General features: G+C 38.2%; 22 protein-coding genes and 2 pseudogenes. 7 read left to right on the top strand and 17 right to left on the bottom strand.

The window, feature by feature from the left end; all coding sequences use genetic code 11:
* The 7 genes and pseudogenes from H6G96_RS30640 to H6G96_RS30610 all read right to left on the bottom strand — a co-directional run.
* Nucleotides 1–545, bottom strand: a pseudogene (locus tag H6G96_RS30640) (ISKra4 family transposase); the annotation flags it as partial.
* 74 nt (nucleotides 546–619) lie between these two features.
* Nucleotides 620–832: pseudogene (locus H6G96_RS30635) on the bottom strand (hypothetical protein); the annotation flags it as partial.
* 157 nt (nucleotides 833–989) lie between these two features.
* Complete coding sequence (locus H6G96_RS30630) at nucleotides 990–1,259, bottom strand: hypothetical protein (RefSeq protein WP_190916641.1); 270 nt, start codon at nucleotides 1,257–1,259, stop codon at nucleotides 990–992.
* A 139-nt stretch (nucleotides 1,260–1,398) separates the two neighbouring features.
* Entirely contained in the window at nucleotides 1,399–1,671 is a 273-nt protein-coding gene (locus H6G96_RS30625; protein WP_190916631.1) for a hypothetical protein, read from the bottom strand.
* Nucleotides 1,672–1,768: 97 nt separating this feature from the next.
* Complete coding sequence (locus H6G96_RS30620) at nucleotides 1,769–2,326, bottom strand: hypothetical protein (RefSeq protein ID WP_190916629.1); 558 nt, start codon at nucleotides 2,324–2,326, stop codon at nucleotides 1,769–1,771.
* Between the two features lie 103 nt (nucleotides 2,327–2,429).
* Entirely contained in the window at nucleotides 2,430–3,227 is a 798-nt protein-coding gene (locus tag H6G96_RS30615) for a hypothetical protein (RefSeq protein WP_190916627.1), read from the bottom strand.
* A gap of 449 nt (nucleotides 3,228–3,676) precedes the next feature.
* Complete coding sequence (locus H6G96_RS30610) at nucleotides 3,677–4,021, bottom strand: hypothetical protein (RefSeq protein WP_190916625.1); 345 nt, start codon at nucleotides 4,019–4,021, stop codon at nucleotides 3,677–3,679.
* A gap of 241 nt (nucleotides 4,022–4,262) precedes the next feature.
* Between H6G96_RS30610 and H6G96_RS41700 the strand changes: the two genes are divergently transcribed.
* The 3 genes from H6G96_RS41700 to H6G96_RS30600 are packed head-to-tail and all read left to right on the top strand — an operon-like array spanning nucleotide 4,263 to nucleotide 5,445.
* Nucleotides 4,263–4,739, top strand: coding sequence for a KilA-N domain-containing protein (locus tag H6G96_RS41700; RefSeq protein ID WP_242063455.1), 477 nt, complete (start codon nucleotides 4,263–4,265; stop codon nucleotides 4,737–4,739).
* On the top strand, nucleotides 4,690–5,067 hold the full coding sequence (locus H6G96_RS41695) for a hypothetical protein (RefSeq protein WP_242063454.1): 378 nt from the start codon (nucleotides 4,690–4,692) through the stop codon (nucleotides 5,065–5,067). The genes H6G96_RS41700 and H6G96_RS41695 overlap by 50 nt, the downstream gene beginning before the upstream one ends.
* A 9-nt stretch (nucleotides 5,068–5,076) precedes the next feature.
* Nucleotides 5,077–5,445, top strand: a complete 369-nt coding sequence (locus H6G96_RS30600; RefSeq protein ID WP_190916623.1) for a hypothetical protein — start codon at nucleotides 5,077–5,079, stop codon at nucleotides 5,443–5,445.
* A 135-nt stretch (nucleotides 5,446–5,580) separates the two neighbouring features.
* On the opposite strand, the gene H6G96_RS30595 is transcribed toward H6G96_RS30600, so the two are convergent.
* The 4 genes from H6G96_RS30595 to H6G96_RS30580 all read right to left on the bottom strand — a co-directional run bounded on the left by H6G96_RS30595 (nucleotide 5,581) and on the right by H6G96_RS30580 (nucleotide 8,571).
* Nucleotides 5,581–6,267, bottom strand: coding sequence for a thermonuclease family protein (locus H6G96_RS30595; protein WP_190916621.1), 687 nt, complete (start codon nucleotides 6,265–6,267; stop codon nucleotides 5,581–5,583).
* 129 nt (nucleotides 6,268–6,396) lie between these two features.
* Nucleotides 6,397–6,888 (bottom strand): hypothetical protein, encoded by a 492-nt coding sequence (locus H6G96_RS30590; protein WP_190916619.1) that lies wholly within the window; start codon nucleotides 6,886–6,888, stop codon nucleotides 6,397–6,399.
* A gap of 250 nt (nucleotides 6,889–7,138) precedes the next feature.
* Nucleotides 7,139–7,480 carry a hypothetical protein gene (locus tag H6G96_RS30585; protein ID WP_190916617.1) on the bottom strand — a complete coding sequence of 114 codons (342 nt, stop codon included), beginning with the start codon at nucleotides 7,478–7,480 and terminating at the stop codon, nucleotides 7,139–7,141.
* A gap of 68 nt (nucleotides 7,481–7,548) precedes the next feature.
* Nucleotides 7,549–8,571, bottom strand: a complete 1,023-nt coding sequence (locus H6G96_RS30580) for an HNH endonuclease (RefSeq protein ID WP_190916615.1) — start codon at nucleotides 8,569–8,571, stop codon at nucleotides 7,549–7,551.
* A 648-nt stretch (nucleotides 8,572–9,219) separates the two neighbouring features.
* Here H6G96_RS30580 and H6G96_RS30575 point away from each other — a divergent pair.
* Together H6G96_RS30575 and H6G96_RS30570 are read left to right on the top strand one after the other, a co-directional pair.
* Nucleotides 9,220–9,375 (top strand): hypothetical protein, encoded by a 156-nt coding sequence (locus H6G96_RS30575; RefSeq protein WP_190916613.1) that lies wholly within the window; start codon nucleotides 9,220–9,222, stop codon nucleotides 9,373–9,375.
* Nucleotides 9,376–9,399: 24 nt separating this feature from the next.
* The gene (locus H6G96_RS30570; protein WP_190916611.1) at nucleotides 9,400–10,209 is read left to right on the top strand and encodes a hypothetical protein; all 810 of its coding nucleotides are present in this window, start codon (nucleotides 9,400–9,402) and stop codon (nucleotides 10,207–10,209) included.
* An 838-nt stretch (nucleotides 10,210–11,047) separates the two neighbouring features.
* On the opposite strand, the gene H6G96_RS30565 is transcribed toward H6G96_RS30570, so the two are convergent.
* The 6 genes from H6G96_RS30565 to H6G96_RS30540 form a co-directional block, all read right to left on the bottom strand.
* On the bottom strand, nucleotides 11,048–12,118 hold the full coding sequence (locus H6G96_RS30565; RefSeq protein ID WP_190916609.1) for a hypothetical protein: 1,071 nt from the start codon (nucleotides 12,116–12,118) through the stop codon (nucleotides 11,048–11,050).
* A 24-nt stretch (nucleotides 12,119–12,142) separates the two neighbouring features.
* Complete coding sequence (locus H6G96_RS30560; RefSeq protein ID WP_190916607.1) at nucleotides 12,143–13,417, bottom strand: hypothetical protein; 1,275 nt, start codon at nucleotides 13,415–13,417, stop codon at nucleotides 12,143–12,145.
* A gap of 15 nt (nucleotides 13,418–13,432) precedes the next feature.
* Nucleotides 13,433–15,685, bottom strand: a complete 2,253-nt coding sequence (locus H6G96_RS30555; protein WP_190916605.1) for a GTPase domain-containing protein — start codon at nucleotides 15,683–15,685, stop codon at nucleotides 13,433–13,435.
* Nucleotides 15,686–15,958: 273 nt separating this feature from the next.
* Nucleotides 15,959–17,800 carry a DUF262 domain-containing protein gene (locus tag H6G96_RS30550; RefSeq protein WP_190916603.1) on the bottom strand — a complete coding sequence of 614 codons (1,842 nt, stop codon included), beginning with the start codon at nucleotides 17,798–17,800 and terminating at the stop codon, nucleotides 15,959–15,961.
* Between the two features lie 173 nt (nucleotides 17,801–17,973).
* Nucleotides 17,974–18,603 carry a hypothetical protein gene (locus H6G96_RS30545; RefSeq protein WP_206757682.1) on the bottom strand — a complete coding sequence of 210 codons (630 nt, stop codon included), beginning with the start codon at nucleotides 18,601–18,603 and terminating at the stop codon, nucleotides 17,974–17,976.
* Between the two features lie 90 nt (nucleotides 18,604–18,693).
* On the bottom strand, nucleotides 18,694–18,939 hold the full coding sequence (locus tag H6G96_RS30540) for a helix-turn-helix transcriptional regulator (RefSeq protein ID WP_190916598.1): 246 nt from the start codon (nucleotides 18,937–18,939) through the stop codon (nucleotides 18,694–18,696).
* A gap of 567 nt (nucleotides 18,940–19,506) precedes the next feature.
* On the opposite strand from H6G96_RS30540, the gene H6G96_RS30535 reads away from it, so the two are divergent.
* Entirely contained in the window at nucleotides 19,507–22,353 is a 2,847-nt protein-coding gene (locus H6G96_RS30535; protein ID WP_190916596.1) for a helicase-related protein, read from the top strand.
* A gap of 65 nt (nucleotides 22,354–22,418) precedes the next feature.
* Entirely contained in the window at nucleotides 22,419–26,357 is a 3,939-nt protein-coding gene (locus tag H6G96_RS30530) for an N-6 DNA methylase (RefSeq protein WP_190916594.1), read from the top strand.
* The last annotated feature ends 29 nt before the right edge of the window (nucleotides 26,358–26,386 follow it).

Here is a 26,386-nt window from a genome sequence, read left to right as displayed (position 1 = left end):
ATGATGTAAGCTAATCGTTTTATAGCCAAGCCATGCACATATTTGACCTTTAGGAGTTCGGACACGAATGTTTCCACCATCGACACTTAATTCTTCAACCGTGTCTTCTTGCATTGGCAAGTTAAAGTTATGACGATGTACTAATCTTTGTTGGCTACTATGCGAAACTTGTACGCCTGTAAAATACTTGATGTCTGATGCTGCATCTTCATAGCTAACATTCGCACTTACCCTTAAACAACAAGTTTCTAAGTATGGACTTAGTTGAGTACTCGGTGCGACTTCTAATTCAATGGCTTGTTTGCTCGTTATTGGTAACTCTCCAAGGATACTTTTGAGCCGTCGTTGGTATCCTGCGGTTGTTCCTGTAACCGTTTTGATAAAAAAACCCCTACTTCTGGCATAACGTGCTTCTGCATTTGGCTCCGCACTGCTTCTTCAATAAGAGCAAGATTTGTGAGCTTTTCTTGTGACGTATCTTCGTACAATATTTTAGCGATTGCTTGAATGTGTTCTTGAAGAGCTTGCTTTTGTTCTGGGGTCATCGGTAAGTAAATACACTCGTCTTACCTATCCTGACTGATTTTCGCCTTCTTTGCAAAAAACTGGGATGCTCCCCTTCAGAATTTGTAACTTTAACGAGGTCTGATTCAATTTCGGAAACCTCAGCTTTTAGCACATCCGCCCATTTAGGAGCGGCAGATTTTGTACTTTTCTTTAATTGAATACGAAAGCGAATGCGAGTTTTATTTAACTGTGAGAAATTATGGCGCTCGACTACTGCATCAGTTAAGAAATTTGCAACGATAGGGTTGTCAATTGCTTGTACCATGATTATTCACCTCAATCATTACTTTTCACTTTCAATTCAGCGAAGCTTTCTTTGTGACTATTTGAATGTCTTTAGTAGCTCTATAGATTACTTTTGTAGAGCCATTTTGTAACCTAATGTGTCTTTTGATGACTGGTGGTTTATGTATGGACATGGTTTAAAATAGCTGAAGTTGTTGCGAATTATCCTGTATCACAGGCTTGTTATAAACCATGCCTTCGACTTCATAACAGCGAGTCATGAGTTTGTTCCGATTTAGCCGAAAGCTGGCTTTTTTCTTTTGATTTGGCAGAGGTACAAATAGATACTGTGGATGTTTTATAGTGCCTTCATCACCCAAATATCGGGAAAGCGTACCGTTTATTTGGTAAACTTTCGATGAGCTTAATAGCGTTGTGTCGTAAACCTTAATCAAATTTAATTCCATCTTATTAGCAGTGAAGTGTGCCATAATTTGTTGTGGAATCGATTTTTCTCTACAGTCAGATTTAATTAATCTGACTGTAGAGTTTTTCACGCATAATTCGTTACCTTTGCGTTAATTATTGATTGAGAGTGACAGAAGACTACAGATAGAAATGCTCGAAAATCAGATTTAATTTTTCCTTTGATTCATCTGATAAGGCGTTAAAATCAAACTCTTCAGAGTCCCAAACTTCATCAATACTGGTAGACTCATCGATAATATTGGCAATCAAACTCGATTCATCGTCGTGCTTCCAACCATTTGCTAGAAGCCACGGCAGAATTCCTTTAGAACGCAATAGTTTATCGATATCGAACGAGTCAGAAAACTGCTGTAAGTTTTCGATACTAGGGTGAACGATTGTTGTAGTCATTTCTTGTTATTGGCGAACTATTAGACAGCATGTATTAGCTGTAGACAAAGTTTGAGCAACTTCTAATTACAGTTACTCAAACTCTGTTTACAACGAGTTAAAACGCCATCTCAAGAGCAGCTTTTGTTACAGCAATTGCCTGTTTACTGACCTCGCGCCAGTTCGTTTCTTCGTTGTAGGATGCCATGACTAATTCCGACTCTACCCATACCCGACAGAACAACACATTTTCATCTGTCGTCCCCGGAGTAGGCTGTAGTGTGATGGGAGAATATAATTGTTGTGGAGTAAGAGTAGCAATCGCGGCTAATACAGATTTAGCAAAGTGAGTATCATGCCCACTTTCTAATATATAAGGTCTGTCTGCTTGAATTGTAATCAGCAACTTGTAAACTTCCTTTCCTCTGCGCTCACACTTCTCGAATTTCAGTTCTTTTAGATATCCAGTTAAGGCAGTTTGGGTAATGGCACTTGCTTCACTGTTGTTTAGGGTATACCACAGTGAACCATTGTGACGATTACAGTAGATTTTGCAACTGCCAGCATCAGAATGCAATCCCAGTTTCGGTTTATTGATTGCTGCGACTAACTGCTTGAGTAGTTCTTCCTGGCGCATCAAGAGAGTAAATAATTCTGATGTTTGTTCAGGGGTCATGTATTTTTACCAAAAGCATTTCACTTTCGCATTGGCGCAGCCGTAGACTTCTTGAAGCAGCAGGCGCGACCGATAAAGATTTCGGTCACGCCCACCATTTTACTTACGCTGCTACCAACTCCCGACGAACTTGCGGCAGTTCAATCGGAGCAGTTGCCCTGGACAGTCCCTCTACAGCCTCTTTCACACTCCAATAACGTACTCCATTAACACAGCGCCAATAGTAAGTCTTGGGGTCGTTTTCCCATAACTCATCAGCGTTTCTGACCTTAAAGACAATTCCCAAGAACTCACCATCTAGATATACGTTGTGAGCAGTTTGAAGGTCAGTGCGTCCTACATAGGTTAGTCGGTAGCCGTTCACTGGCATACATAAGTCTTCTGCACGAGTACCGCGATACGAGCAGTTACCGCACCCATGTCCTTCGCAGTCTGGACAGATGGCAGCAGGCATATTCCACTTCGGGATGGTGAAGTCCCATCCACTTGGTGGTGTTAATATTCGAGCCTTGTGAGAGATATAACAACCAGCATGACCGATTACCTTATCAGGATAGTATTGGACGCTCAATGATAGCCAATCACAATCACCCAACAAGCCAATTTTCTCAGAAGCTTGTTTCAATTCCTCATCTTCTTTGTGATTGCACTTTACTGGAGCAGAAAGACTCGCTTTTACCTCTGCTACAGCACGTTTGAACGATTGTTTATGGTATCGAGCATAGCCGTGGATCATTTTTACCCACACGATATCATCACTGTTGATCCAGATAGTCACTACATCTTCGGGCTGGCAGTTTTTGGAGTAGTCCGACTGATTGACGATGGTTGCAATGATTTGGCGATCGCGTGTGGTTAATGGATCTTTTGTTGGCGTAGGGGCTGAAAGTTGTGTCATCATTAGATAATTGCCTCTTCTTTAAAAGGTTGGGGGCATAGGGGCGATCGCAAGTTTTGCAGACAGCGCGATCGTCCTATTTTTATTGGTCAGTTTGTTGTGCTGAAAGCACAACACTCTCTCTCAATCTAGAATTGGCGAAGCCTTATATTTAATGCTCTAAGCCAGTGGCTAGAGCTACCAAGCAGGATACACAATGGTCAAGTGACAGGCGGCTTTAACAGTTTTAAAAGCCAAGAGTCATCCTGTTTGGCATTTTTATTAACCGAACCCGTTTTTCCAATGTGTACCCCTCACCTTCTCTGGTTGTGCCAGTGCATCAGCTACGCCTCAATCGGTACTTCCGGTTCTCTTGTCATAGTTCAGTGATAAGCGCTGCTTTATTTTTTTTGGGAGGCTAGCGCTTGTTTCCTCCTCTATAATCAAATATTATTACAACCCTCGGTACAAAGTCAACCCTCGGTACAAAAATTTCTAGGAATTTCCATTTTAATAGATGGAATTAAGGCAGATGGGTGTATACCTAGCGTTATGCATAATGCAATTAGAATTCGGGGAGATATAGATTTAGCAACTCCAAGTTCAAGTTTTCTAATAAGTTCTTGGGAGCATTCTACTTGTTGTGCATTTATGCCATCTGCTATTTTTTGGCGGGATGTCTTACCACGCAGTGCTTTCAACTTTTCTCCACACTCCGGTTTCCATAAAATAAGCACCGCCCAGTCTAGCGGAATCATATCCACCTCCATTAAATTCGACGCTTCGTTTTTTGTACCGCCGATTGTATTTTCATACATAATATAGTACTATGGGTTGTAATCAGCAACAATTCAATTTAACTACGTTCACATCGTATAAGGTGTGTGCAAGAGAGCTTTATGCCAAACAAAGAAGGCAGTTAAGATTAAGACTTCGCAAGGAATTGAAGTTTGCGAAGACAAGGCTTGCTGACAACACATAGATTGAAAATGATCGCTAGCCGTCCAAGCAGCTGCGATCGCTTTCTCAAACTCATTTACAAAAAGTGACGCAATTATAATGCTGACACACTTTTGGCGTGATTCAGAAATTAACCAAATGCCCCAGTCTGGGCAAATAGCCAAATACACAATACCAAAAGGGTATGTTAATGCTACCCAAATGGCTAGAGCTAACCGTAAACTTTTGTCAGATTACATAAGGCTAAAGTCTACAAAAGATTATTTACAAGCACTTGGGAACGATATGGGAATTCCCATATCGTCTCTAATAATTGAAATTGAAGGGTATGGCAAGGAACAAGGTACTTGGGTTCATCCAGAAATCGCAATTGATTTAGCCCGATGGGTATCTGTTTCATTTCGCATTTGGGCAAACAGAACCTTAATGACGGTAATGCTTGCAAGTGAAATAGAGGTAGTACAAGAGCAAACACCTCAAAGTTTAGCCCCATCCCATGAAGCCGCACAGTTAGCCCTGCTGGTGGGTGAGTTCGCATTCCTTAGAAAAATCCCTCACCGCGCAGTTAGCCATTAACGCCGCCACCAAAATTAACCCTGCACTTAAGCCAGCCGCTGACGAGTTGAAGAGTGCGATTGCAATTACTAATGTCAGCGATGATGCTTACCTTAAGCCTACAGATATTGGTGAGGTAGTTGGAATGAGTGCAGTAGCAGTGAACAACTGGCTAGTTCATGCTGGTTTGCAATATAGAACAGATGACCGGAAAATCCCATATCGTCCTACTGAGTCAGGTAAACAGTGGGGGCGGATGGTAGCAGCGATCGCCAAAGGCTCAAACCAAACTGTTTTTCAACTACGGTGGTTGCCAAGCATTACACAATTGTTTAATGAACGCAACTGAGGTGAAACAGTGGAAGAACAGATTGATGAAACTGGTAAAGAAATCAGCCTTGCCTACAGATTTTATCAAGGTTATGGCTATTTTCTCTCTTCAACCGTCGCCCAATGGCTAGGTGTTGAGTCTCTAAGAAACTGGCAGTACAAAACGATACTAGATATGCTTGCAGTCGATTTAATTAGCGATGCCATCCACGAGAAAGGAAACGAACAAGGCAGGCGGTACCTTTCATACTTCATGCTACACGGCACTTACTCAGGTAGACAAACAGTTTTTGGGCATGATGTAGATGTAGCCCAGATAGAAACGGTGTTAGTCATGATTAACCTGCAAAAAACAATTGCTCCTCATTTTATTCCAGAGTTTGAGGTACAGCTATGACACGTTTTCAAGCATTTTCTTCTTCCAAATGAACGATAGCTTCATTCTTCCCTTAACAAAGTTTTAGCTATTTCAGCTTACAATTTGTCTGACTTCTGCTGACAAAGACTGTTCAAAATCTTCTTAAAATCACATCTACCGTTCACACCCGATGCCATCACCATCTCGGTCAAACCCATGAGGATCGGGTGGCAGTACTTTAAACCTTCGTTGGCTAATATCTCGGCAATTTAAGTCTGGTGAATTCTTTGGAATGCAAAAATCTGGGTAAGAGGGATCACAGTTATTCTGTTGCTGCGGTTGAATCGCCTGTGAAGTTGTCTTTTGGGTAGCTCTGTGGCGGAAGTCCCAAGGCATCACAGGATTAGCCTGATTCCAAAATGCTAAACGCTGTTGTTTGGCGGTGTTTTCACCCTGCAACAAGCTATCTCTAGACTCTGGACAGCCTTTGAGATACTGGCGATAAACAACAGCTTGCCCTTCTTGCACCATACTCACGTTGACACTGCGATTACCAACAAACACCTCTGCAACCAAGCGCTTGTATTTGTCAGTTTCAATAGCACGTAGGGTAATTCCTTGTCCCACTGGCAGTAATTGTTTAAGTCTTGCAGATGATTGTTGACCCCAAGGATTCTGTTTCATCTCTGGTGCATCAATGCAAGCAAGGCGGACTGTTACAGTTTTGTTACCAGTTTTCACTCGTATGGTGTCACCGTCACCGACGCTTACAACTGTAGCAGTAAGGTTATTAGCAACAACTGGTAATGTTTGAGCTAGAAGCAAAACGCTAATTGCAACAAAGCCAAATTTCGGGAGCATCTGTAGTAATAATCACTATATACTTAATACTTATGATGCCCAGATTAGTAGTTAAAAGTAATTGAAATTGCACTTAGCATAACTATTTTGACTTAAAGTAGATAAACATCTGTAGACAAAAATCTTCGTCTAGTTTTTGTAAACTCTGATTAACGGTGTCACCTTTGGTTGATTGGGATTAGTTAGGTTTAATCGATAAGCAGTTTTTAAAATATCTTCCATCTTCTCGCCTTTGACTGTAATTATATAATTTGCTGGTCGAGAAGGGTCTTTCTCAAATTTCTCAATTACCTTGTCTTGAATAATTGATATGTCTTTTAACCTCTGTGGTAGTCGAGCATTAGGTTCCCAAAGACATAAAACACCTGTAGAGTTGGGAAATTTTAGTAATTGTAGAGAGTATTTTTTATTGTTAACTTGAAAGAAAGATGTCGTCAATATTCTAGCTTGATTCTGTGGTGGTATTTGCTGAAATACTTCTCGTGTTCTCTCATGACGGTGACAGTTTCTATCGATAATTGGTTCTCCAGCAAGCGCAGATTTTGATAACGCTGATACACCTATACCGTAAAAACTTAAGCTTGTCAAAGCCAAAGCAATAACTTTAGAAAAATCAAGCATAGTTTAAATTCTCAGTTTTGGTATCGACGACTGAGTAAAAATTTAAATTGTTCCTAAGCTCGACTTTAGCATAATCAAGTGTTGATCCAAGAGCGATAGCCGTTCGCGCCAGCGTCTACTTTGGAGAAGGCTTAAACGGGAGCTTATCGCAATTTCGTTTAGGCCGTTAGCCGAGTATCACCCAGAAGTAGATTTGCGAATCGTGGGCATGGAAGTACACTTTTCTCAAAGGGAGAAAACAAGATTAAGTCTAAATATTTAAGCGGCCTGTAGTTAACAATTGATATCCACCAACAAAACAAGCCATTGAAAGGCAAAACTGCCATAAACTTGTAGGGGTGAGGACAGCGCGGCTACTAAAAAAAATGAGAACTATTCCTATACCCAGTGCCACCCAACCTAACGCCTTTTCCTGACGGGGCAAGACAAATAACATCAGAATTCCTGAAGTTAGAAATAATATAGAACCATCAGCAGCTATACCACGCCACCAATAGGGATATACGTTGGTGCTGAAGTAGATATTTTGACCAAGAAAGTAAACTCCGGCTAGTAGTAATATTAAACCGAGTAACTTCAATAAAAATCTCATTTATTTAGATAGAAAAAATGTGCTAAACCTATATTGCCCAAATAGAAGTGCAATACTTACTTTAAATCTCAAGTAGGCGCAGATCCACCAAGCGCATTTCTGTAAGCATCAGCAGTTTCTATGCCAAAACCACCAGCTTGAGCATGACGGAGTAGCGATTGTACTATCGGCATCGCAATACTCATGCCAAATAGGGCATTGAAACCTGCAATAACGACTGGTGCAGATAATACAACTGTAAATTCTGGAAATAACGCCAATACAGCCACTAAGATCAGAAAAACAATCGGTGTCGCAATACCTGCTGCCTTTGCCGCTTCTACAATTAAATTTTTATACTCTTCAACAGTAATATCGCCCCGATAAAGATCCAAGGAGTATGAAATCCCTGTGACTATAACTTGGGTAAGAATAGCGGTTCCTGTAGCAGTGATCCCCAACTTAGCAATTGTTCCAGAATTGCTGACAATAGAATCTACTGCATTATAAACCCGAACATAAAACTGCTCCCCAACAGTCATCACTTCGGCTCCGCGACGCAGATTATCAACACCCACTTCCCATAGGATGTTGTCAGCACCGTTTGAGCCACCTTGGGAGCGTGGAATGATATGGCTACCATGTTTATCGCTTAAGAATTCACGGATAGTCCTTTCGTCTCCTCCAAGCTTTGATGTGCCTGGAATTTTCTCAAACAGCTTCATCACATCTGCATCAGAGCGAGGTAAATCTCCAGTTCTCAGACCAGCACGATACCTCAATCTATATGCAATCTTGGGCATCTCTAGAGCTAGTTCCGCAGCTGTCTTAGGCAAGTTTTGTAATGCCTCAGCTATAGCTACACTCGAAGTTGTCACACCAATTGCAGTGCCTTCTAATGCTTTACCCACATTTTGTACAGCTTGAAAACCCTGCTGTGCTGTTGCAGATAAATCAGTAACTACATTAATACTTGAGGTAGTAATCTCTACAGTAGTATTTTTGATTCCATCAACAACCTCTTGTATCCCGTTTGCTGTATTAGTTGCTGCTTCTTGCGCTTTATATTTGAGCGTATCCGCCAAATTTCGTGCTTGGTTGATGAAATCCATGTTTTAGTAAACTGTTGTTTTGATAATTTAGTATTTAGTTCAGCTTCTCCCCTCAAAGCTAAGAACTACATCAGCATTAGTCATGAACTTCCAGAGGGATATTTAAAGAGATAATAAAGAACTTACAAATTTAGATTGTGTTAGCTTAAAAATTGAGCTATAGAACTAGTGTAGGCTGTTTTATTAACTATTTAGTAAAATTTTCTGTTGATACAGCAATCAGGATTATATGAGCCAGTTTTTAGCTTCGGTATTATGTTCTTGAATTGAACAAAGAAAGCGATCGCTGCTCATCAAAGGGTTCAATATGCTTGAAATGCAAAAACTGTGAATAGATGTAAGGTAAAGCTTTTTCAGTAATTAAGGGTTTAGTAGAAATACATGGTAACTAGCAGCTTATCCAACGTATGGCTAGAGACAAGCTCCGTATAGCTAGATTTTAGCTATCATAAACGGTAGATAGTTTTACAAAAACTAAAGCATGAGATTTTTACTTCAAGGCTTAGTAAACAGAATATTTTAAGTAGTTTATCCTATTTTCTTCCTATTTTGCTTTACAGTATATTTAATATTTTATAAATTTACTCTATTTACGTTTTTATAATTTAATGATATATATGTATCAATAAACTATAAATATTTAGTACTATGTCTATTTCAAACCCAAGTAATATAGCGTCTGCTATTCAAGTTGGGAGTATAGCTTCAAAGGCTTTACAAAAAATAGCTCCTATTGTTTCAGAAGCTTTTATTGAATCAATAGAGGTAGAACAAAAACAAAAGTACAAGTCTAGCAAAGATTAATTTTAATAACCCTAAGCTCCACGTATGTCGGGTAAAGCACATCCAGGTAATATGTTGAATTTATTTGCAGAAATTCAACATCATCTTCATAATGGCACTATTCACCACGAATTAAGCCTAATTGTAAAACATACAAGAGACAAAGAAATTTTAAATATTTGTCAAAAGGTATCAGATTGTTTAGAAATAGAAATAGATACTAGTTTCCATCAAAATAATATAGAGCAGCATTTTAACTCTGTAAAAGCTCTGATTAATCATTTTCACAAAATAAATGATATCTACAATAAAATTTTAGAAAAAGTATCTGAATGCGATCCAAAATGGATAGAGGCTTTATTCAAAGCTACTGAGTCTCAAATAGTCTCATTGTCTAACTACTATGCTCTCCTTGATAGAATGCCAGATATTACTGATGTTAATGGTGAGCCTGTAAAGCCAGGGGATCTTGTGGCTATTAAATGTAAAGATGAAAAGGAGAGAAATTACGAACATTACGGAATCATTGTACCTAGTCAAAAAGGTTTTAGAGTAGCACACTTTTTTACAGGTGCAACCATTAAAGCTCAAAATAGCCTTGTCGAAAAAGGATTTGGTTACGTTCATGAAACAGCCTACTCTCCAGATTGGATTATTAAAGAGCATTTACCAGAAATAATCCCTTACAGCCATTTAGAAGGGCGTATTAAAGAGTCTAGAAATCAAGAAAGAAGAGTTTGGAATAAACTAAGCTATAACTGCGAACATTGGGCAAGGCAGATGTTTAATGGAGAAGCGAAATGTACCCAATTAGAAGACATGAAAAACAATAAAGAAGCACTACTCGTTTGCTAGAATTTTGCCGTTTAACAAGTTATAGCTTGGGGATGCATTTGGGTGTTGAGCTAGTATTTTCAGGAATTTCATAATCAGCAATAGCAAGAGCGATTGCCTGTATTTGCTATTCAGGCAAACACTCAGGACAGCTAACCATAGTTTGTATAAGTGCGAGTACACCTTGAAAACTAGTACTGAACACCTATCTATTTGCTCTTAACAATTTAGCTATAGGGAAGACTACGGGAGCATAAACAAAACTATCGTGGAGATTGGGAACTATAGAACTTATCCATCTCTTAATCTTAAGAATATAATTTTTTTCATTCTAAATCGTCAGTCATAAATTTAATTTCTTCAATTAAGATAGAGTAATGCTTCCAAATATTATGAGATGCTTGAGAGTCTAATTTATGTTTCTTACAATATAGAATAAACCAAATTAGATTAAGTATGTTTCTCTGTTCATAATTAGGCAACTGATTAAGATTATTAAGTAATACAATATATTTAGGTATGTTGGCTGAATGCTCTATGCGAAACTCTTTAGGAATAGGGCCAACCTTGTATTGATAATCATTAGAATTTATCCTATTAATAAGCTTGCCATACTTATCCATAAGCTTTTGATAATGCCCTTGTGATCCATAAATGTTAGAAACATGATAATTAGTTAAAAAATTGATAAGATAAAATAAATTTAAGTTTTTATCGTAATCTAGTCTATGCATCAAACTTGCTATTGTCTCTCCAGCCAGTGAAAAGACTATATCTTTGGTGAAATAAGCTATAGATTTAAATGGATTGAAAACAGAATTTGTGGAGTCTGGAATTGTTATGTTTGAGATTCCAAAATCTATTCCTGTTGACTCTTTAGAGTCTGCTCTAGCTGTAATTGAGTTTTTAGAGTCTGAGTTAGTTGTGCTTGAGGTTTCAAAATCTGTTCCTGTTGACTCTCTAAAGTCTGCTCTAGCTGTGATTGCGGTTGTGGTTTCTGCGGTAGTTGGGGTTGGAACAGAAGTTGGAAACTGATAACTATCACTATAATTATTATTGCTACTATCAATAACACTATTATTAAGCGAGTTTTCTGGTTCGTTTGAGGAAGAGCAGGAGGTTTCTTGTGTTGACCTGGTTCGGCTGAGGACACTGTTTGCTTTTTTTTTTCCGCTAATAGAGAATTATTTATAACTGGTTCCTCTACAAGGGATGCAAAGCCTCTCCACACACCAGCTTTGTGCAGAATATTTCGTTTCTCTAAATTTTCTGTTACAACAACTAAAACACCATCATTTTTTGTTTGCCCGTCCCAGCTAATCCAATGTTTAGGTAGAGGATGATTTTGTATTTCTTCAGCTAATTTCTCTAAATCTGAATTTGATCTGTTCGCTATGTAGTATTCTTTATAAGATTCTATATGGCTATTATCTGATTTGAAGATTGTTTCAACTTGCTGAGTAAATTTATTAATCTTATTTAAATTCACTCGAAACTCTTCTACTTCAAAAAAATCGATTGATTCTTCTACCATTTTACAAAAAGATAAATCTTTATTTAAAATACTAGAAATTGCACTATAGGCAATTTTTCGTAAAATTCCTTCATTATCTTCTAAATCGTCAGTTATCCAAACTACAGAATTTAGTACCTTCCTTCCTAACTTATTAGAGCGATTTGGTGACTCAATACCTGTTACTTCTAATAAAAGCTTCTTTTCCTCGTTATCTCTTAAAATAATGAGAGACGGCTTTACTTCATCAATTAAATCGTTAACGATAACTACTTGGTTGTTCTCATCACTTATAACTTGACGTTTAATCAAATTAGGAACTTCTATAGGCTGATATTCTTCACTCTCAACTTTTCGCCAGTGAATACCTGTCTTGCCTAAAGCAGAAGTTTTTACATAAATTTTAAAGCTACTCATAACTCAATTACCTTTATGAATTTTTTAAAAAATAGGCTGTGGAACTTCTAACCATTTATGTCCTTGAACTATGGCAAAGCCATCATTATTTTTGGAACCAATAGCAAATCTAAATAAAGCATTATTGAAAGTATTAATTTGTTCTTGAGTTGCTTCAACTTTAAATAAAGTCGATTCTAGACTGATTTGAATTTCTTTTACACCAACTTGTTTTCTCTCAACTTCCCCTTTTGCTGTTTGATAAGGAATTTCTCGATCATCGAAAAAGTTAGCGACTTCTCTAAATAGCCACCACATTCTATTACGCTCGACTAAAAGCTTTTGTTTTTCATCAAATTCCTTTTTAGCAATTTCTAAGCGGTATTTTTCAGAACCTAAGCTTGTTCCAAGCTTTTCTAATTTTTCTTTTTCTTCTACCAAAACAGATTTTTTATTTTCTAAAAACACATTTATCAGAAATAATAAGATGTACCGAAGAGGCTGCTCCCCATCTCTTGGTTCATAGGGAGCATTAATTGGGCTTTTATGATAGTAAAACTTGGTAAAGTTATTTTCATCAGTTTTATAGTGAGAAAAGGTTACACTCCCAATTGTCTGTACTGGAGTTACTACTACAGCAACCTTGTTGATTAAAGAATCTGATTTAAAAAAATCAAGCAACTCACTATAGGCTATTTTGAGGTGGTAAAGCATACTTTCAGCATCTCTAGCTGTTTTAGTATAAGTTTCGCACTTAATTGGGGCTAAAATTATTAAACGAGGTGAATTTACATTAGAAAATGCATCTTTTAATAGCTGAGTAATACGCTGAGAATTATTTTTTTCTTCATGCCATGTTCCAATTTCTCCATGACTTACTCTACCTGTCTTTTTTTGCATAAGTGCCGTAGCGTCAATAGGAATAACTATTGCATCACAGTGATTTAATTGTTGTTTAATATAGTGTTTTTGCTCAGGAGCCGCATGAGGATTAAAATATTCACCAGAGGGATCAGTAAACCTCAACTTCATAAATTTTTTGCCGTTACTACCAAGCTCAAAATGAAAACCTTGATCATTCCAAGGATTTTCTTTAGGTTGCGTTGGGGTAACTTGCTTTTTTAACCGTGGGTCTATATTTTTGAGAATAGCCTTACATTCCTCTATTGCACGCAAGGTGTTGGTATCATCTACCCAAGTTTGAAGGTTAGCCCTCTCAAATGTTTTGTTAAACTCTTCATGCATTGCCGCCAAAAGGCTAGTTTTACCAATTCCTCTTAAAGCAACCAATAAAATTTTTAATTCTTCAGTTTCATTCATAATATTTTCTATTATTTATTGAGCAAAATGCAAAGATTCAATTTGATTGATTAAACTGATTTGCTGAAGTTCTTTCATCCATACTTCTCGAATCTGTCTTTCCTGTTCTTGTTTCCCAAATACATCAGACCAGATTTTTCCGCGAACTCCCCTTAAAAAATTTCTCCATTCTTTCTGGATATCTTTTTGACGAATCACATTATCGATAAATTCTTCTATCATTGCATATACAGCTTCATTTGGCTCACATAGCAACTCTTCTAAGGCTGGTTTGATAGTATTAATTGCTTTATCATAGTCGATTTCTAAAGCTGTCAAAATATCCTCGGCAGTAGTATCTTTTGAAACGGCAAGTGTTTTATCTGGCTGCTCTATGAATTGTCCATACTGCCCTGTCATAGGGGTTATATTAGTGAGTCCATCTAAATGCTGACGAATCCGTGGAAGAATTAAGCCACGGTAAGATAGCCTAAAGTTAGCCAAAATTTGAAAGCCAGATTTTAATTTTGCTAATCGTTCAGGGATTATATTAGCTATTTCTATAAAAAAATCTGAGCCTTCATATTCACTTAAAACGTTTAATCCACCTTTTGATTTTAAAACCTCAACAACTTGATTTTTAACTAACTCAACTGTTCGTGTAAGCTTTTCGTCTAAAGACAAAAATTTGTGAGAAATTAATACTCTAAGCTCATCCTGGTAATCAGGATAAGCCCTAAATGCACTGCTGATCATAATGCGATTGTTAATCTCTTGCAACGCAGATTTTGATGATAAGATACCTTTGTCTTCTTCACAACTTCCAATAGCAGCAATAACACCATCGTGCAATTCTTCATCAGGTACTTGACGTTGATACCAAAGTTGTACTCTTAATTCTTGAAGCCCTAAAGCAATATCTTTCCACCAACCACTATTGTCATTCCCAAAAAGTTCGCTAAAAGTTTCTTCTACTTCTATATAATTATCTTCTGAGTCTTTAGGTAAGACCATTTTTGCTTTATTCAAGACAGCGTTAACAGATTCATAAATTTCTGTCAAACGCTTTTGACAAGCACTAGAATATCTTTTATCTAGAATATTAATGCTCTGACTTAAGTATTCTAAAAGTTTATCTAATAGCTGATTAGTTTCTTGGTTATTAGCGCAATCAACAATTAAGCATTTCTCAACTGTAATATATTTTTCTGTAATTGTCTCTAATAAATCTTGACAATTTTTCAGATTGTTTCCATTGTTAGATTGTGACTGAGTTTGATTAAGTACTAGAAAAGACCATAAATTAATGGGTAAATCTATTAAAGCTGAACGAGCAGCATCATATAATTTAACATCTACATCCGCCCAATAATCTCCAGCAGACTTAGGCATTCTAACAAATAAAACAAAATCAATATCATTTCCTAATGCTTTAATTAGCCTATCCTGATCTCCAAGCCCTGTATCACCTAATCCAGGCATATCTACTAAAGCAATTTTACCAACATCAGAATTTGGGAATGTGCAGGTAATTTTAACTTCTTTAACAGCTAAATAATTAAAGAAAATTCGTAGTCCATCGGGCGTATCTTGAGCTACATATTCTCTAATCTGATGCTTATTAATTGTTAAAGGAGAGGTTTCTTTTAAAAGATGACGATATTTATTTAAGTGAGAATGATATCGTTTCAAATGTTCATACATTGCTCCTGGCTCTGCATAACCAGGAATATCTTCAGGTAATGGATGTAAAGGTTTGCTTCCAAATTCTTCTATGCTAAAAGGTTTTGCTCCTAAACAAAGTTTCTCATAGTAAGGAGCAATTACTTCATTTAAAAATGATACTTCGCTATGAAACCATACTTCGCCGTAAGTATCTACATTTGGATTATGATGAATAGTACTCCGAACTCCTGTACAATGCTGTCTGTCGCCATCGGGAATTTCTGCTGCACTCAAACCAGTTAGGCTTTGCAGGAGTCGGCTTTTTCCTTGTCTTGCACGTCCTATAACTCCAATGTTTAAAGCATCACGGGAAAATCGATTTTTCAGCTTAGTTAGAGTTTCTAACTCAGAGGCAATACTTAATTGAATTTTAGAGAGATCAATTTCTTTAAGTCTTCCAATAACACCCAAATCATCAACTTGAGTTGTAAGATGATTACGGCGCTCTTCAAATTGCTGTATGGCAGCAGAAAGGGCTTTTAAGTTTCCTTGTACTGCTTCAATTCTTTGAGCCAGAGGTTTACGCTTTTCGATAATGTTGGTGATGCTCGTCGTTATGTCCATTGGATAACCTGCAAGCCTAGCTAAGTGGCATTCAGCTAGTATATTTTATTACATCAATAGTTGCCACATATTGATACAGCTATTATTTCAACTCATAAACATGAACACGCTGCCACTCCTGCTGTGTGATTTTGTAATTGGTAGCATTGGGCTAACGAATCACAGAAAGATTTTTCAGCATAGAATCTTGTTTTAAGTTTTCCCTCAGCAGAGGCTTTTCTAACAACTTGCCAATAACCAGTAGGTCATGTTGGTAAGTTAATTAATTTTTGATTACTCGTCTTCATCTACGACATCACTGTATGCTGAATCATCCACAGCCAATACAGGCTTGCCCATAGCAGCTTCAATTTTGGCAAGTATCATCCGTTGACGCGATGCCATAAAACCCTCAAAGTCGTCTTGTCGAAGCGTTATTGCGTCAATTTGGTGAGTTGCCAAAATCGCATTCATACCTGCATCGTCTAGCTGAACACTGTCATGCTTTTGAAGTTGAACCAGATATTCACTTGGAGCTTTACCGCCAATCATGCGATTTGCTTTAAACGATATCGGAGTTTTGTTGAGGATTGAATTATAGCGAGATGCGGGAATACACTGCTTGTCGCACCAACTCTTGGGGAAAATGTGATGAATATCGAGTTTGCGTTCCTCCCAATCGGTTTCATCTAAATCTCGTATAGCAGCTTTCCAGAAGAAGTCTTGAGCGCCTTCACGCTGAACTAAAACATTGATACCTTTATATGCAGCACTATTGCGGGAACGTAAAGTACCTAACCGCGTAGGCTGGAAGTTAGCATCCCTAACAGTCGAAGGTTCTTCCTTGCTACCCTCAATCCAGTCTATAAGTTCCTGAATGTCCAAAGCTATACGGGTTTCAACTGCCCCGCCGTACAATTCACCGAGGATACCACACCAAAACCAACGAGCGATTTTGTCATAGATTTTCGGTTCTAGCCAGCGATCGCCAAGGAATGCCATGACCACAGCAAGCGGAACAAGTTGGGTACGGTAGGGTAAATCGTTGGTAGAGAAAAACGATTCTTGACGTAGAAATTTAGCTGCTTTCCAGTAACCTTGCGTAAGAGGCTGTTTCCATTTTTGGTAAGCATCTAGAGGTAAAGACAAAACTGCTTCGCGCTTGGCAGTAACACCTGTTACCTGCTTACCAGTTTTACCCGCCTTTAAGTCTTCCCTTCGTTTATCCCAAGTATACAGTAGTGTCAATCCTTGAAGAAACTCAGTAGGTTGAACCTCGCGTAACAAACTTTGCTTTCTTAGATGCGGTTGAGTACCTTCAATACCTTCGTGAGCATTACCAAACCATTCATCCCGCAGGTTTACATTATCAATAGCGTAAGTAGCAGTCATGAGTTCAAATACTGAGAGAGAAACACCTCCGGTATTGACTTTCTCAAAGACAAGGCAGACTGCTTCTTTCTTGTTTTCCTTGCTGAGTTCAATGATCGGAATGTTATAGTTACGAAATTCATTCACAACCTGTTTACGAAATTGAGCATATCGCCCGAATTTTGTAACGTCGTAGGCAAGCAATCCCTCTTCCCATTCGTCAGAGTTAAGGAGCTGGTTACAAGGAAAGTAAAAGTTCTCATATTCCTTTTCTGGAGTGCTGAGATCCAGCTTTAGATCGCGTCCAAAGTTTTCTCGCACAGTCCGATCAGTGTCAACGCTAATAATCGCACTTTCATAATGCTCTTTCCCTAATAGGGCTGTTTCGATATCAATGTAGTAATAGCGATGAAGTAATTTTTTCTTGTAATCACGAGTTTGTACTGGTTGTGTAAACATTAACACTTGCGTTAATGAAGTCAGTCTCTGTTGTCCGTCAAGAATTAACTTTTCTAATTTGCTGAGTATTGCTTTTGTTAGCTCTACTCCTTCAATGGGACGCGCTTTAAACTTAGCATCACCACCTGCCTCTAGTAACATGATTGCTCCGACAGGAAAGGCACGAGCAATACTTACTAACAGAGAGCGGATATGTTCATCATCCCAAACCCACCCTCGTTGAAAATCGGGTAGTTGAATTTTGCCAACTACGATATCGTTTAGTAAAGTGGCTAGACTTGTCTTGGTAGAATCAAATGTAGACATATAGATATTTCTTCTAATAATTTATTTGAATGCTTAGTACAAAATGTTGAATATCAATAACTCGTTCAAAATTGCATATTGAGAATAAGCCAAGGCATCTGTTCAGATTTGCAGATGCCATCACATAATTATTTTATTTATAAACTCTTAATTATATTTTGTTATGATTAAATTCATTTAAACATAGTTTCTTTAACTGATAAAACCAATAATTGCACAACGAAAGCTATTACTCCTGTAATAAATGAATTTTTATGCTCTAACAAGAAGCTAGTCTTGTCAGTTTTATTCTTTACATAAACTACCGGGAACTTTTTGGTACCAAATTTTAAGAAAAATATTTGAATTAAAAATAGTATTAATTCTAAACACAAAATTGTATATTTGGTGGTTTCGTTAATTAAAAGTAAGTTTGGTAATGATAAGAATGCTAATATTGTTATACATATCTGTATAATAAATGACCATGTACTAGCCGAATAGATAAACGGGCTTCTTCGAGATATTAAAATATCTTTTAACTTAGTAACTATTCCTGTAGAATTTACATCATCTTCAAAACTATAAATTTCTGTGTTATCAGAAGATAGAATCAAATGAATATAGGGATTTCTTGAAGTAATCTCAATAAAAGTATATCTTTTATTATCTAATTGCTTTATTTCTTCTATAGAATCCAGTTCATACTCTTGTGTCAGTATTGTAAAAGCTTGGCAATTATCTTTATATACTTTTTCTATAAGTTCCATATCTTCTATTAAAAGCTTAACAGGAAGTAAATAAATAAAAATAGATTTAGACAAACTTTTTATCATGAGTTAAATAAATAGTATTAGATAAAAACGTCAACTTCTCAACAGTGCTATGTAAAACTTCTAAGAAACTTTCAACATTTATTTTAGATAGTATTTTACTATTAAATTTTCTCCCTGTTCTCCCATATCCTTTGCTATCTCTTCAATCTTTTGCATAGCTAACGGCATAGGTCTTGTATGTCCATTTTCCCAACGATTGATTGTGCTGTATGTTACTCCAAGGAATGAAGCAAATTGCTCTTGTGTTAATCCTGCCAAAATTCTTAGTTCACGTAAAAACTTTCCAACCTCTGGCTGGTTTCTTGCCAAGGTTTTTCTAACCATTATTCATAAGTTACTAATTAATTTTAATTCTCAAACGGTATCCGGGAAAAGTAGCAGTTGCTATGTCACGTACTATATGTAACTTAAATTCTTTATAAAAAACACAGTAATATTACTAGTTATTGTAGATTTCCAAACTTTGGGATTGTCTTTAAATAAGCTATAAGCGTATTTTTTTCATTTATTAAATTCTCACTCACGTATTCCTCCCACTCGTCGTAATATATTCTTTGCTATCAAAGTTCTGGGTTGCGATCGCATACTACAAGCTGTTATGTTACTCGATTACTCCACCAGTTACTGAAGTTTTTCAGGGAAATTGCAGCACTTAAACTTTAATTACGTATTACTTTAGACAATTGGGTATTTACGTACAAAAATAAAAATTTCATAAAATAAATAGCTTTGTTTAAGTAATAACACCAGTTACATTGTATTTAATCGTGCTTTAAAACAGAAAAGACTTGTGAGCATCAACTTGCTTGCTCAGAGGTATTAATTCAGTAATTACTACTAGTTTTACTAATTAATCGGCTACCAAATTTTCAATATCAATGTGAGCTAACAATGGCACAAACTGTGAACCATTCACCTGGTTCAGTAGTCACCTGTCGCAGTCGGCAATGGGTGATACTACCTTCAGAAAATCAAGATGTTATTCGTCTACGACCGCTTTCAGGCAATGAAGATGAAATTGCTGGTATCTACCAAAAGCTTTTAGAAGAAGAGCTAGAGAAGATTGAATCAGCTACATTTCCTCTACCTCAAGCTACTAGCGTACAAGACCATGTTGCTGCACTCTTGCTGATGGATGCTGCACGTCTTTTACTCCGTAGCGGTGCGGGGCCTTTTCGCTGTTTAGGACGATTGTCACTACGTCCCCGTCCCTACCAGTTAGTACCTTTGTTGATGGCACTGAAGTTAGAAACGGTAAAATTACTGGTAGCTGATGATGTAGGAATTGGTAAGACTATCGAAGCTGGATTAATAGCTCGTGAATTGCTAGACCGAGGTGAAGTTAAGCGGATTGCAGTGCTGTGTCCACCACACTTATGCGATCAGTGGCAGCAGGAGTTACGTGAAAAATTTCATATTGATGCGGTGGTAGTACGTTCTGGCACAGCTTCCAAACTAGAGCGGAACATTCCAAATAATGACAGTGTTTTTAGTTATTATCGACACCTGATTGTTAGTTTGGACTATGCCAAAGCAGAACGTCGTCGCGCCAGCTTTATTACTCACTGCCCCGATTTAGTGATTGTAGATGAAGCACATACTTGCGCCCGTCCAAATAAAACAACTACATCACAGCAGCAGCGACACCAGCTGATTACAGAAATTGCTCAAAAACAAGAACAGCATTTATTGTTACTTACAGCTACTCCCCACAGTGGGATTGAAGAATCTTTTCTCTCACTTTTAGGTTTGCTAAAGCCAGAGTTTGAGCATTTCAATCTTAATAGCTTAACTGACAAACAACGTGACCACTTAGCCAATCATTTTGTTCAGCGCAGACGGGCAGATGTCAAGCTCTGGCTAGGTAATGAAACTCCTTTTCCTGAACGAGAGTCAAGCGAGGAGTCATACAAGTTATCGAAAGAGTATAAAGAACTATTTGATGAAGTCTATGATTTTGCTCGTGGTCTAGTGAAAACAACTACGGCGGACATGAGTCATGCTCAACGTCGGGGAAGATACTGGTCGGCTTTGGCTTTGATTCGCTGTGTTATGTCTTCGCCTGCGGCAGCGATCACTACATTAAATCGCCAAGTCAGTAAATCAGGCGAACGCTTACTGGGCGATTTAGACGAAGATTTGATGAGTTCTTATGTCCACGATCCCACAGAACAGGAACAAGCAGTTGATGCATCGCCAACTGTGGTTATAGAACAGGGACAGCAAAGTTACAAAGACGCGGACAAACGTAAACTTAAAGCTTTTGTGCAAGCAGCAGAGAAGTTGCAAGGTGGCAAAGACCAAAAGCTGCAATCGTGCATTGCTACGGTAGAATCTCTGCTCAAAGAGGAGATGAACCCGATTGTCTGGTGTCGCTATATTGCTACGGCAAACTATGTAGCTGATGCTCTCAGGCAGAAATTAGAGAAAAAAGGTAGTCATATCCGCGTAATTGCGATTACTGGAGAACTTTCTGAGGATGAGCGGGAAACTCGATTAGAAGAGTTAAAATCTTATCCCCAAAGAGTGCTAGTTGCTACCGACTGTTTGAGTGAAGGGGTAAACCTGCAAACGCACTTCAGTGCAGTAATTCACTATGATTTACCCTGGAATCCTAACCGATTAGAACAACGCGAAGGACGTATTGACCGCTACGGTCAAACAGCAACTAAGGTAAAAGCCTGCTTGCTTTATGGTCGAGATAATCCTGTTGATGGTGCAGTTCTGGATGTTCTGATTCGCAAAGCTGTACAAATTCACAAGTCTTTAGGGATTACTATGCCCGTCCCAATGGAAAGTACAACTGTAGCAGAAGCAGTATTTAAATCTCTGTTTGAACGTACTACTGAAGTTATCCAGTTATCTCTGTTTGATTTTCAAGAAGAATCTGCGGTTGATAAAGTTCATAAGAATTGGGACAACGCAGTAGAACGCGAAAAAACCAATCGGACTCGCTTTGCTCAACGTGCTATTAAGCCTGAGCAAGTAGAACAGGAATTAATTGACTCTGACCAGATTTTAGGGAATGAGCAGGATGTAGAGCGGTTTGTCTTGTCGGCCTGCGATCGCATATCTTGTTCTTTAATTAAGAAAAAGCAGGGATGGTTACTTTCCCAACCACCGGATTTTCTCAAGCCAACATTAGGGGATAAGTCGCGTTTACTCTCTTTTACCACCCCAGCACCGGAGGGTGTGGAATACGTAGGTCGGAATCACCCTTTAGTGGAAGGCTTGGCACGGTACATCTTAGAAGATGCACTCTCCCACACAAATGAACCGATCGCAGCACGATGCGGCTTTACTACAACTAATGCGGTACAAAAGCGCACAACTTTGCTGTTGGTAAGGTTACGGCATTTGTTAGACAGTTCTAAACGTAGTATAGAAATGCGAAATACTACATCTCTACTAGCGGAAGAATGCGCGGTTATTGGCTTTACAGGTTCGCCCTCTAGCCCTAGCTGGTTGACGCAGTTGGAAGCAACATCACTACTGCAACAAGCGAAGCCAGTCAGCGATGTTACTAAAGCTATCAAGCAGGTAGAAATTAGTGAGTTACTCCAAAGGCTAGAAGAACTCCAGCCAGATTTGGAAAAGTTTGCCAGAGAAAGAGCAGAAGAACTTTTACAAAGCCATAGACGCGTCAGAGCAATGACCCAAGAAGGTCGAATTCGCGTCACCCCCCAATTACCGATGGATGTTCTTGGCATTTTCATCCTCCAACCCGGACGTAAGTAAAAGGCTGGTTGTCTTGCAACTGCACTGCTACCAGCTATTAATTTTTTATTTTTAATTCTCCAGATATGAAAACTACATTAACTGCGCTTCAAATCGAAGGAAATTTACTAGCTCCAGATATGACTGCTCAAATGCTAGAAGGCAGCATCAAAGGACAATTACCAGAAGACTTTGGTTTTAATAAAACTGACAAGCTAGCAGATGAAATTGCTACTGCCTGGGGCGATGCTAAAGCATACTGGGCAGCATTTCAACGGGCATTGGCAAGGCTCGATGAGAATAATTCGGCTACTACAATTACCCGTGAACTTTGGACAGTGCCATTACTGCAAAGTCTAGGTTATGAACCTGTATATACTGCAACAGCCGAAGTGGTAGAGGACAAAACTTATGCGATTTCCCATCGTGCAGAAGCAGGAGAAAATAAGCCACCTATCCACATTATTGGTTGTCGGCTAGAAATCGATAAACGTCCTCCCAGTGGCACACCCAGATTATCAGCACACGCGCTGGTGCAGGAATATCTTAACAAGACAGAGCATCTGTGGGCGATCGCAACCAATGGTTATCGCTGGCGGCTACTGCGTGACTCTTCGTTGATGACTCGGCTTACTTATATCGAATTTGACTTAGAGCAGATTCTCAGTGGTGAAAACTTTGCCGAATTTGGGTTATTTTATCGACTGTTTCACCGTTCCCGCTTACCAGAAGGTATGGATAATGCGGATAAGTGTTTGCTGGAATATTATCACCAAGAGGCAATTCAACAAGGCGGACGGGTACGCGAAAAACTACGGGATGGGGTTGAAAAAGCTTTAGTTCAGCTAGGCAACGGCTTTATCCAACATCCGCAAAACGAACGCTTGCGTCAAAAACTTGGAATTATCCCCAATTACGAAGCAGAAGTTACAAATTACGAATTCTATCGCCAATTGTTGCGGTTAATTTATCGCCTACTGTTTCTAATGGTGGCAGAATCCCGCAATTTATTATTAATTGGAGATGACTTAGAGAAAGCGCGGATCTACCGAGAATATTACAGTATTGAACGCTTGCGAGAGTTAGCCGAACGTCCTCATTGGCGACGGGAAGGTTTTCAAGATTTATGGCAAGGTTTGTGGGTAACTTTCTTGCTGTTTGATGAAAACTGGCGCGGTGAAGTACTAGGTTTGTCTCCTCTCAATGGAGATTTATTTGGTTCTCAAACTCTCTCAGCTTTAGATGGTTGTGCGATTGATAATTATGATTTACTTGTAACAGTTCGCCAATTATCACTGTATCAAGATAAGGTACAACTGCGGCGGATAAATTATGAATACTTGGATGTGGAAGAATTAGGAAGCGTTTATGAAAGTTTGTTAGATTTTCATCCCCAGGTAATACAGCATCAGGGGATATATGAATTTGCTTTGGTATTTGGTAGCGAGAGGAAAACTACTGGTTCTTACTATACCCCGCCGCAGCTTGTACAACAACTTATCAAAACTGCACTTGTACCGGTAATTGAGGAAAAACTTCGCAGTACAGAACAGAAACTTCGGAATTCAGAAAATAATCAAGAGTTAGAAAAAGCACTTCTAGATTTAAAAGTTTGCGATCCTGCTTGCGGTTCAGGACATTTTCTTTTAGCAGCAGCAAGACGTATTGGTAAAGAATTAGCCAAAGTTCGAACTGGGGAAGCAGAACCGGGAATTGAACCTTTAAAATTAGCAATTCGAGATGTTATTCAAAATTGTATTTATGGGGTAGATTTAAACCCCTTAGCGGTAGATTTGTGCAAGGTAGCATTATGGATTGAAGGATTTCCTGGTAAGTTACCACTTAGCTTTTTAGATCACAGAATTAAATGTGGTAATTCTCTGGTGGGAGTGTTGGATATTAATTGTCTGGATGAAGGAATACCCGATGAAGCTTATAAGGCTGTGGCTGGGGATGATAATAAGTTAGCCATACAGCTTAAAAAACGGAATAAAAAAGAACGGGAAACTGATAACCAGGGACAATTATCAGTATTTGAGGGATTAGGGGCAGAACGTACACATTACGCTGAAATTGTGCGGGATTTGGGACATATACCTGAAATTACACCGCAACAAGTGCGAGAAAAGCAAGCACGATATCAGCAAACTCGTAAAGATTCAGGATGGTGGCGAGACTATTCTGCCTGTAACTTATGGACTGCGGCATTTTTTATGCCATTGACTGAAGAGAATTTACAGATTTTACCAACGACAGCAGCTTTATCTCAGCTACTCAATGGTAATTTATCAACGCAAAAGATAGTAGATGCAGCGAATAAGTTAGCTGAAGAAAAACACTTTTTTCACTGGCCTTTAGAGTTTCCTGAAGTGTTTGAGCAAGGTGGTTTTGATTGTGTATTGGGTAACCCACCTTGGGAAGAAGTTCAACTTAAAGAACAAGAATTTTTCATGGCTTGCAACTCGGAAATTTATAAGCTGTCAGGAGAACAAAGGAAAACTGCAATCAAACAGTTAGAGAAAACAAATAAAAGGTTACTAGAAAAATTTGAAGGAATAAAACACAATGCAGAACTACAAAAGAAATTTTTTCGACAAACTGAACGTTTTAAACTAACTGCAATAGGGAAGTTAAATACTTATGCTTTATTTGCTGAATTGATTTATCAAACAATCTCCCTTCACGGTTATGCTGGAATTATCCTTCCTAGTGCTATTGCCACTGATGATTCAACTAAATTCTTTATTCAAAAATTAATAAAAAATGATTCAATTAGCAGTTTCTATGATTTTACGAACAGAGGCTATTTATTTCATGCTACAGAAAGCACATTCTCTTTCTCTTTGCTGACCTTATCAAGAGTTAAAATAGCTAAAATCTCTTTAGCTGCACAGATATGGGAAGTCAATCAACTTAAAAATGAGATTAGAAGCTATCAGCTTGAAAGTAGTGAAATTCGTAAATTAAATCCAAACACCTTAAATTTACCTATTATTAAATCAGCTGTAGATGCAAAAATAATTATATCGATTTACAACAGAATACCTATCTTTAAGAAAGAAAAAGCTTCAGTGTGGGATGGCTGGCTATTTGATGATAGGCAAGGGTTATTTAATATTACTTCCGACAGCAAGCTTCTCAAAAGAAAAAATGAATTAGAAATCCTCGGATTTATTAGCGACGGCTATAATTTTATGAAAGATTCTAATATTTACTTTCCACTTTATGAATCTAAACTTATAGACCATTTTAATCATAGAAAAGCAACATTTCAAGGGATTGATGAGGATAAGATTTATGGAACTCGTCCTCAGACTAATAAACTAGATATATCACTACTAAGTAATCCTAATTGGTCTATATTACCTAGATATTGGGCATCTAAAGAACAAGTTTTATCAAGGATACCGGAAACCTGGAAATCTTCTTGGCTCATTGGTTTCCGCAGGACAATTAGTGCTGTTGCAGATTCAAGAAGTGTTACTTTTACAATTCTTCCACTGGTTGGTGTTGGAGATTCGATGCCTGTAATCTTTCCTAAGCATAAACCAAAAGAAATTTGTGTATTATTAGCAAATTTTAATTGCATAGTTTTGGATTACGTTGCAAAACAAAAAGCAAGTGGTGGCAATCTTAGTTTTTATGTGCTTTATCAGCTTCCTGTTCTTTCCCCCGAATCCTATACCCAAGAAGACATCAAATTTATCAGCACCCGCGTACTCGAATTAGCCTACACCTCTTGGGATATACAACCCTTCGCGCAAGATATGGGATACGACGGCGAACCCTTCATTTGGAACCCCAACAGACGCGCATTATTAAGAGCAGAGTTAGACGCATATTACGCCAAACTCTACGGACTCACCCGTGATGAAGTGCGATATATTCTTGACCCTGCTGATATCTACGGCGCAGACTTCCCCAGCGAAACATTCCGCGTGTTGAAGAATAACGAAATTAAGCAGTTTGGTGAATACCGCACACAAAGATTAGTTCTAGAGGCATGGGATAGGATGTTTAGATAATTTGTGGCTTTCTCAAAAAATGAATAAAA

Origin of the sequence: Nostoc sp. FACHB-892, assembly GCF_014698795.1 — a bacterium.
Lineage (GTDB): Bacteria > Cyanobacteriota > Cyanobacteriia > Cyanobacteriales > Nostocaceae > Nostoc.
The sequence above is the reverse complement of the archived record's forward strand: the minus strand, read 5'-3'. Positions and strand labels throughout refer to the sequence as shown.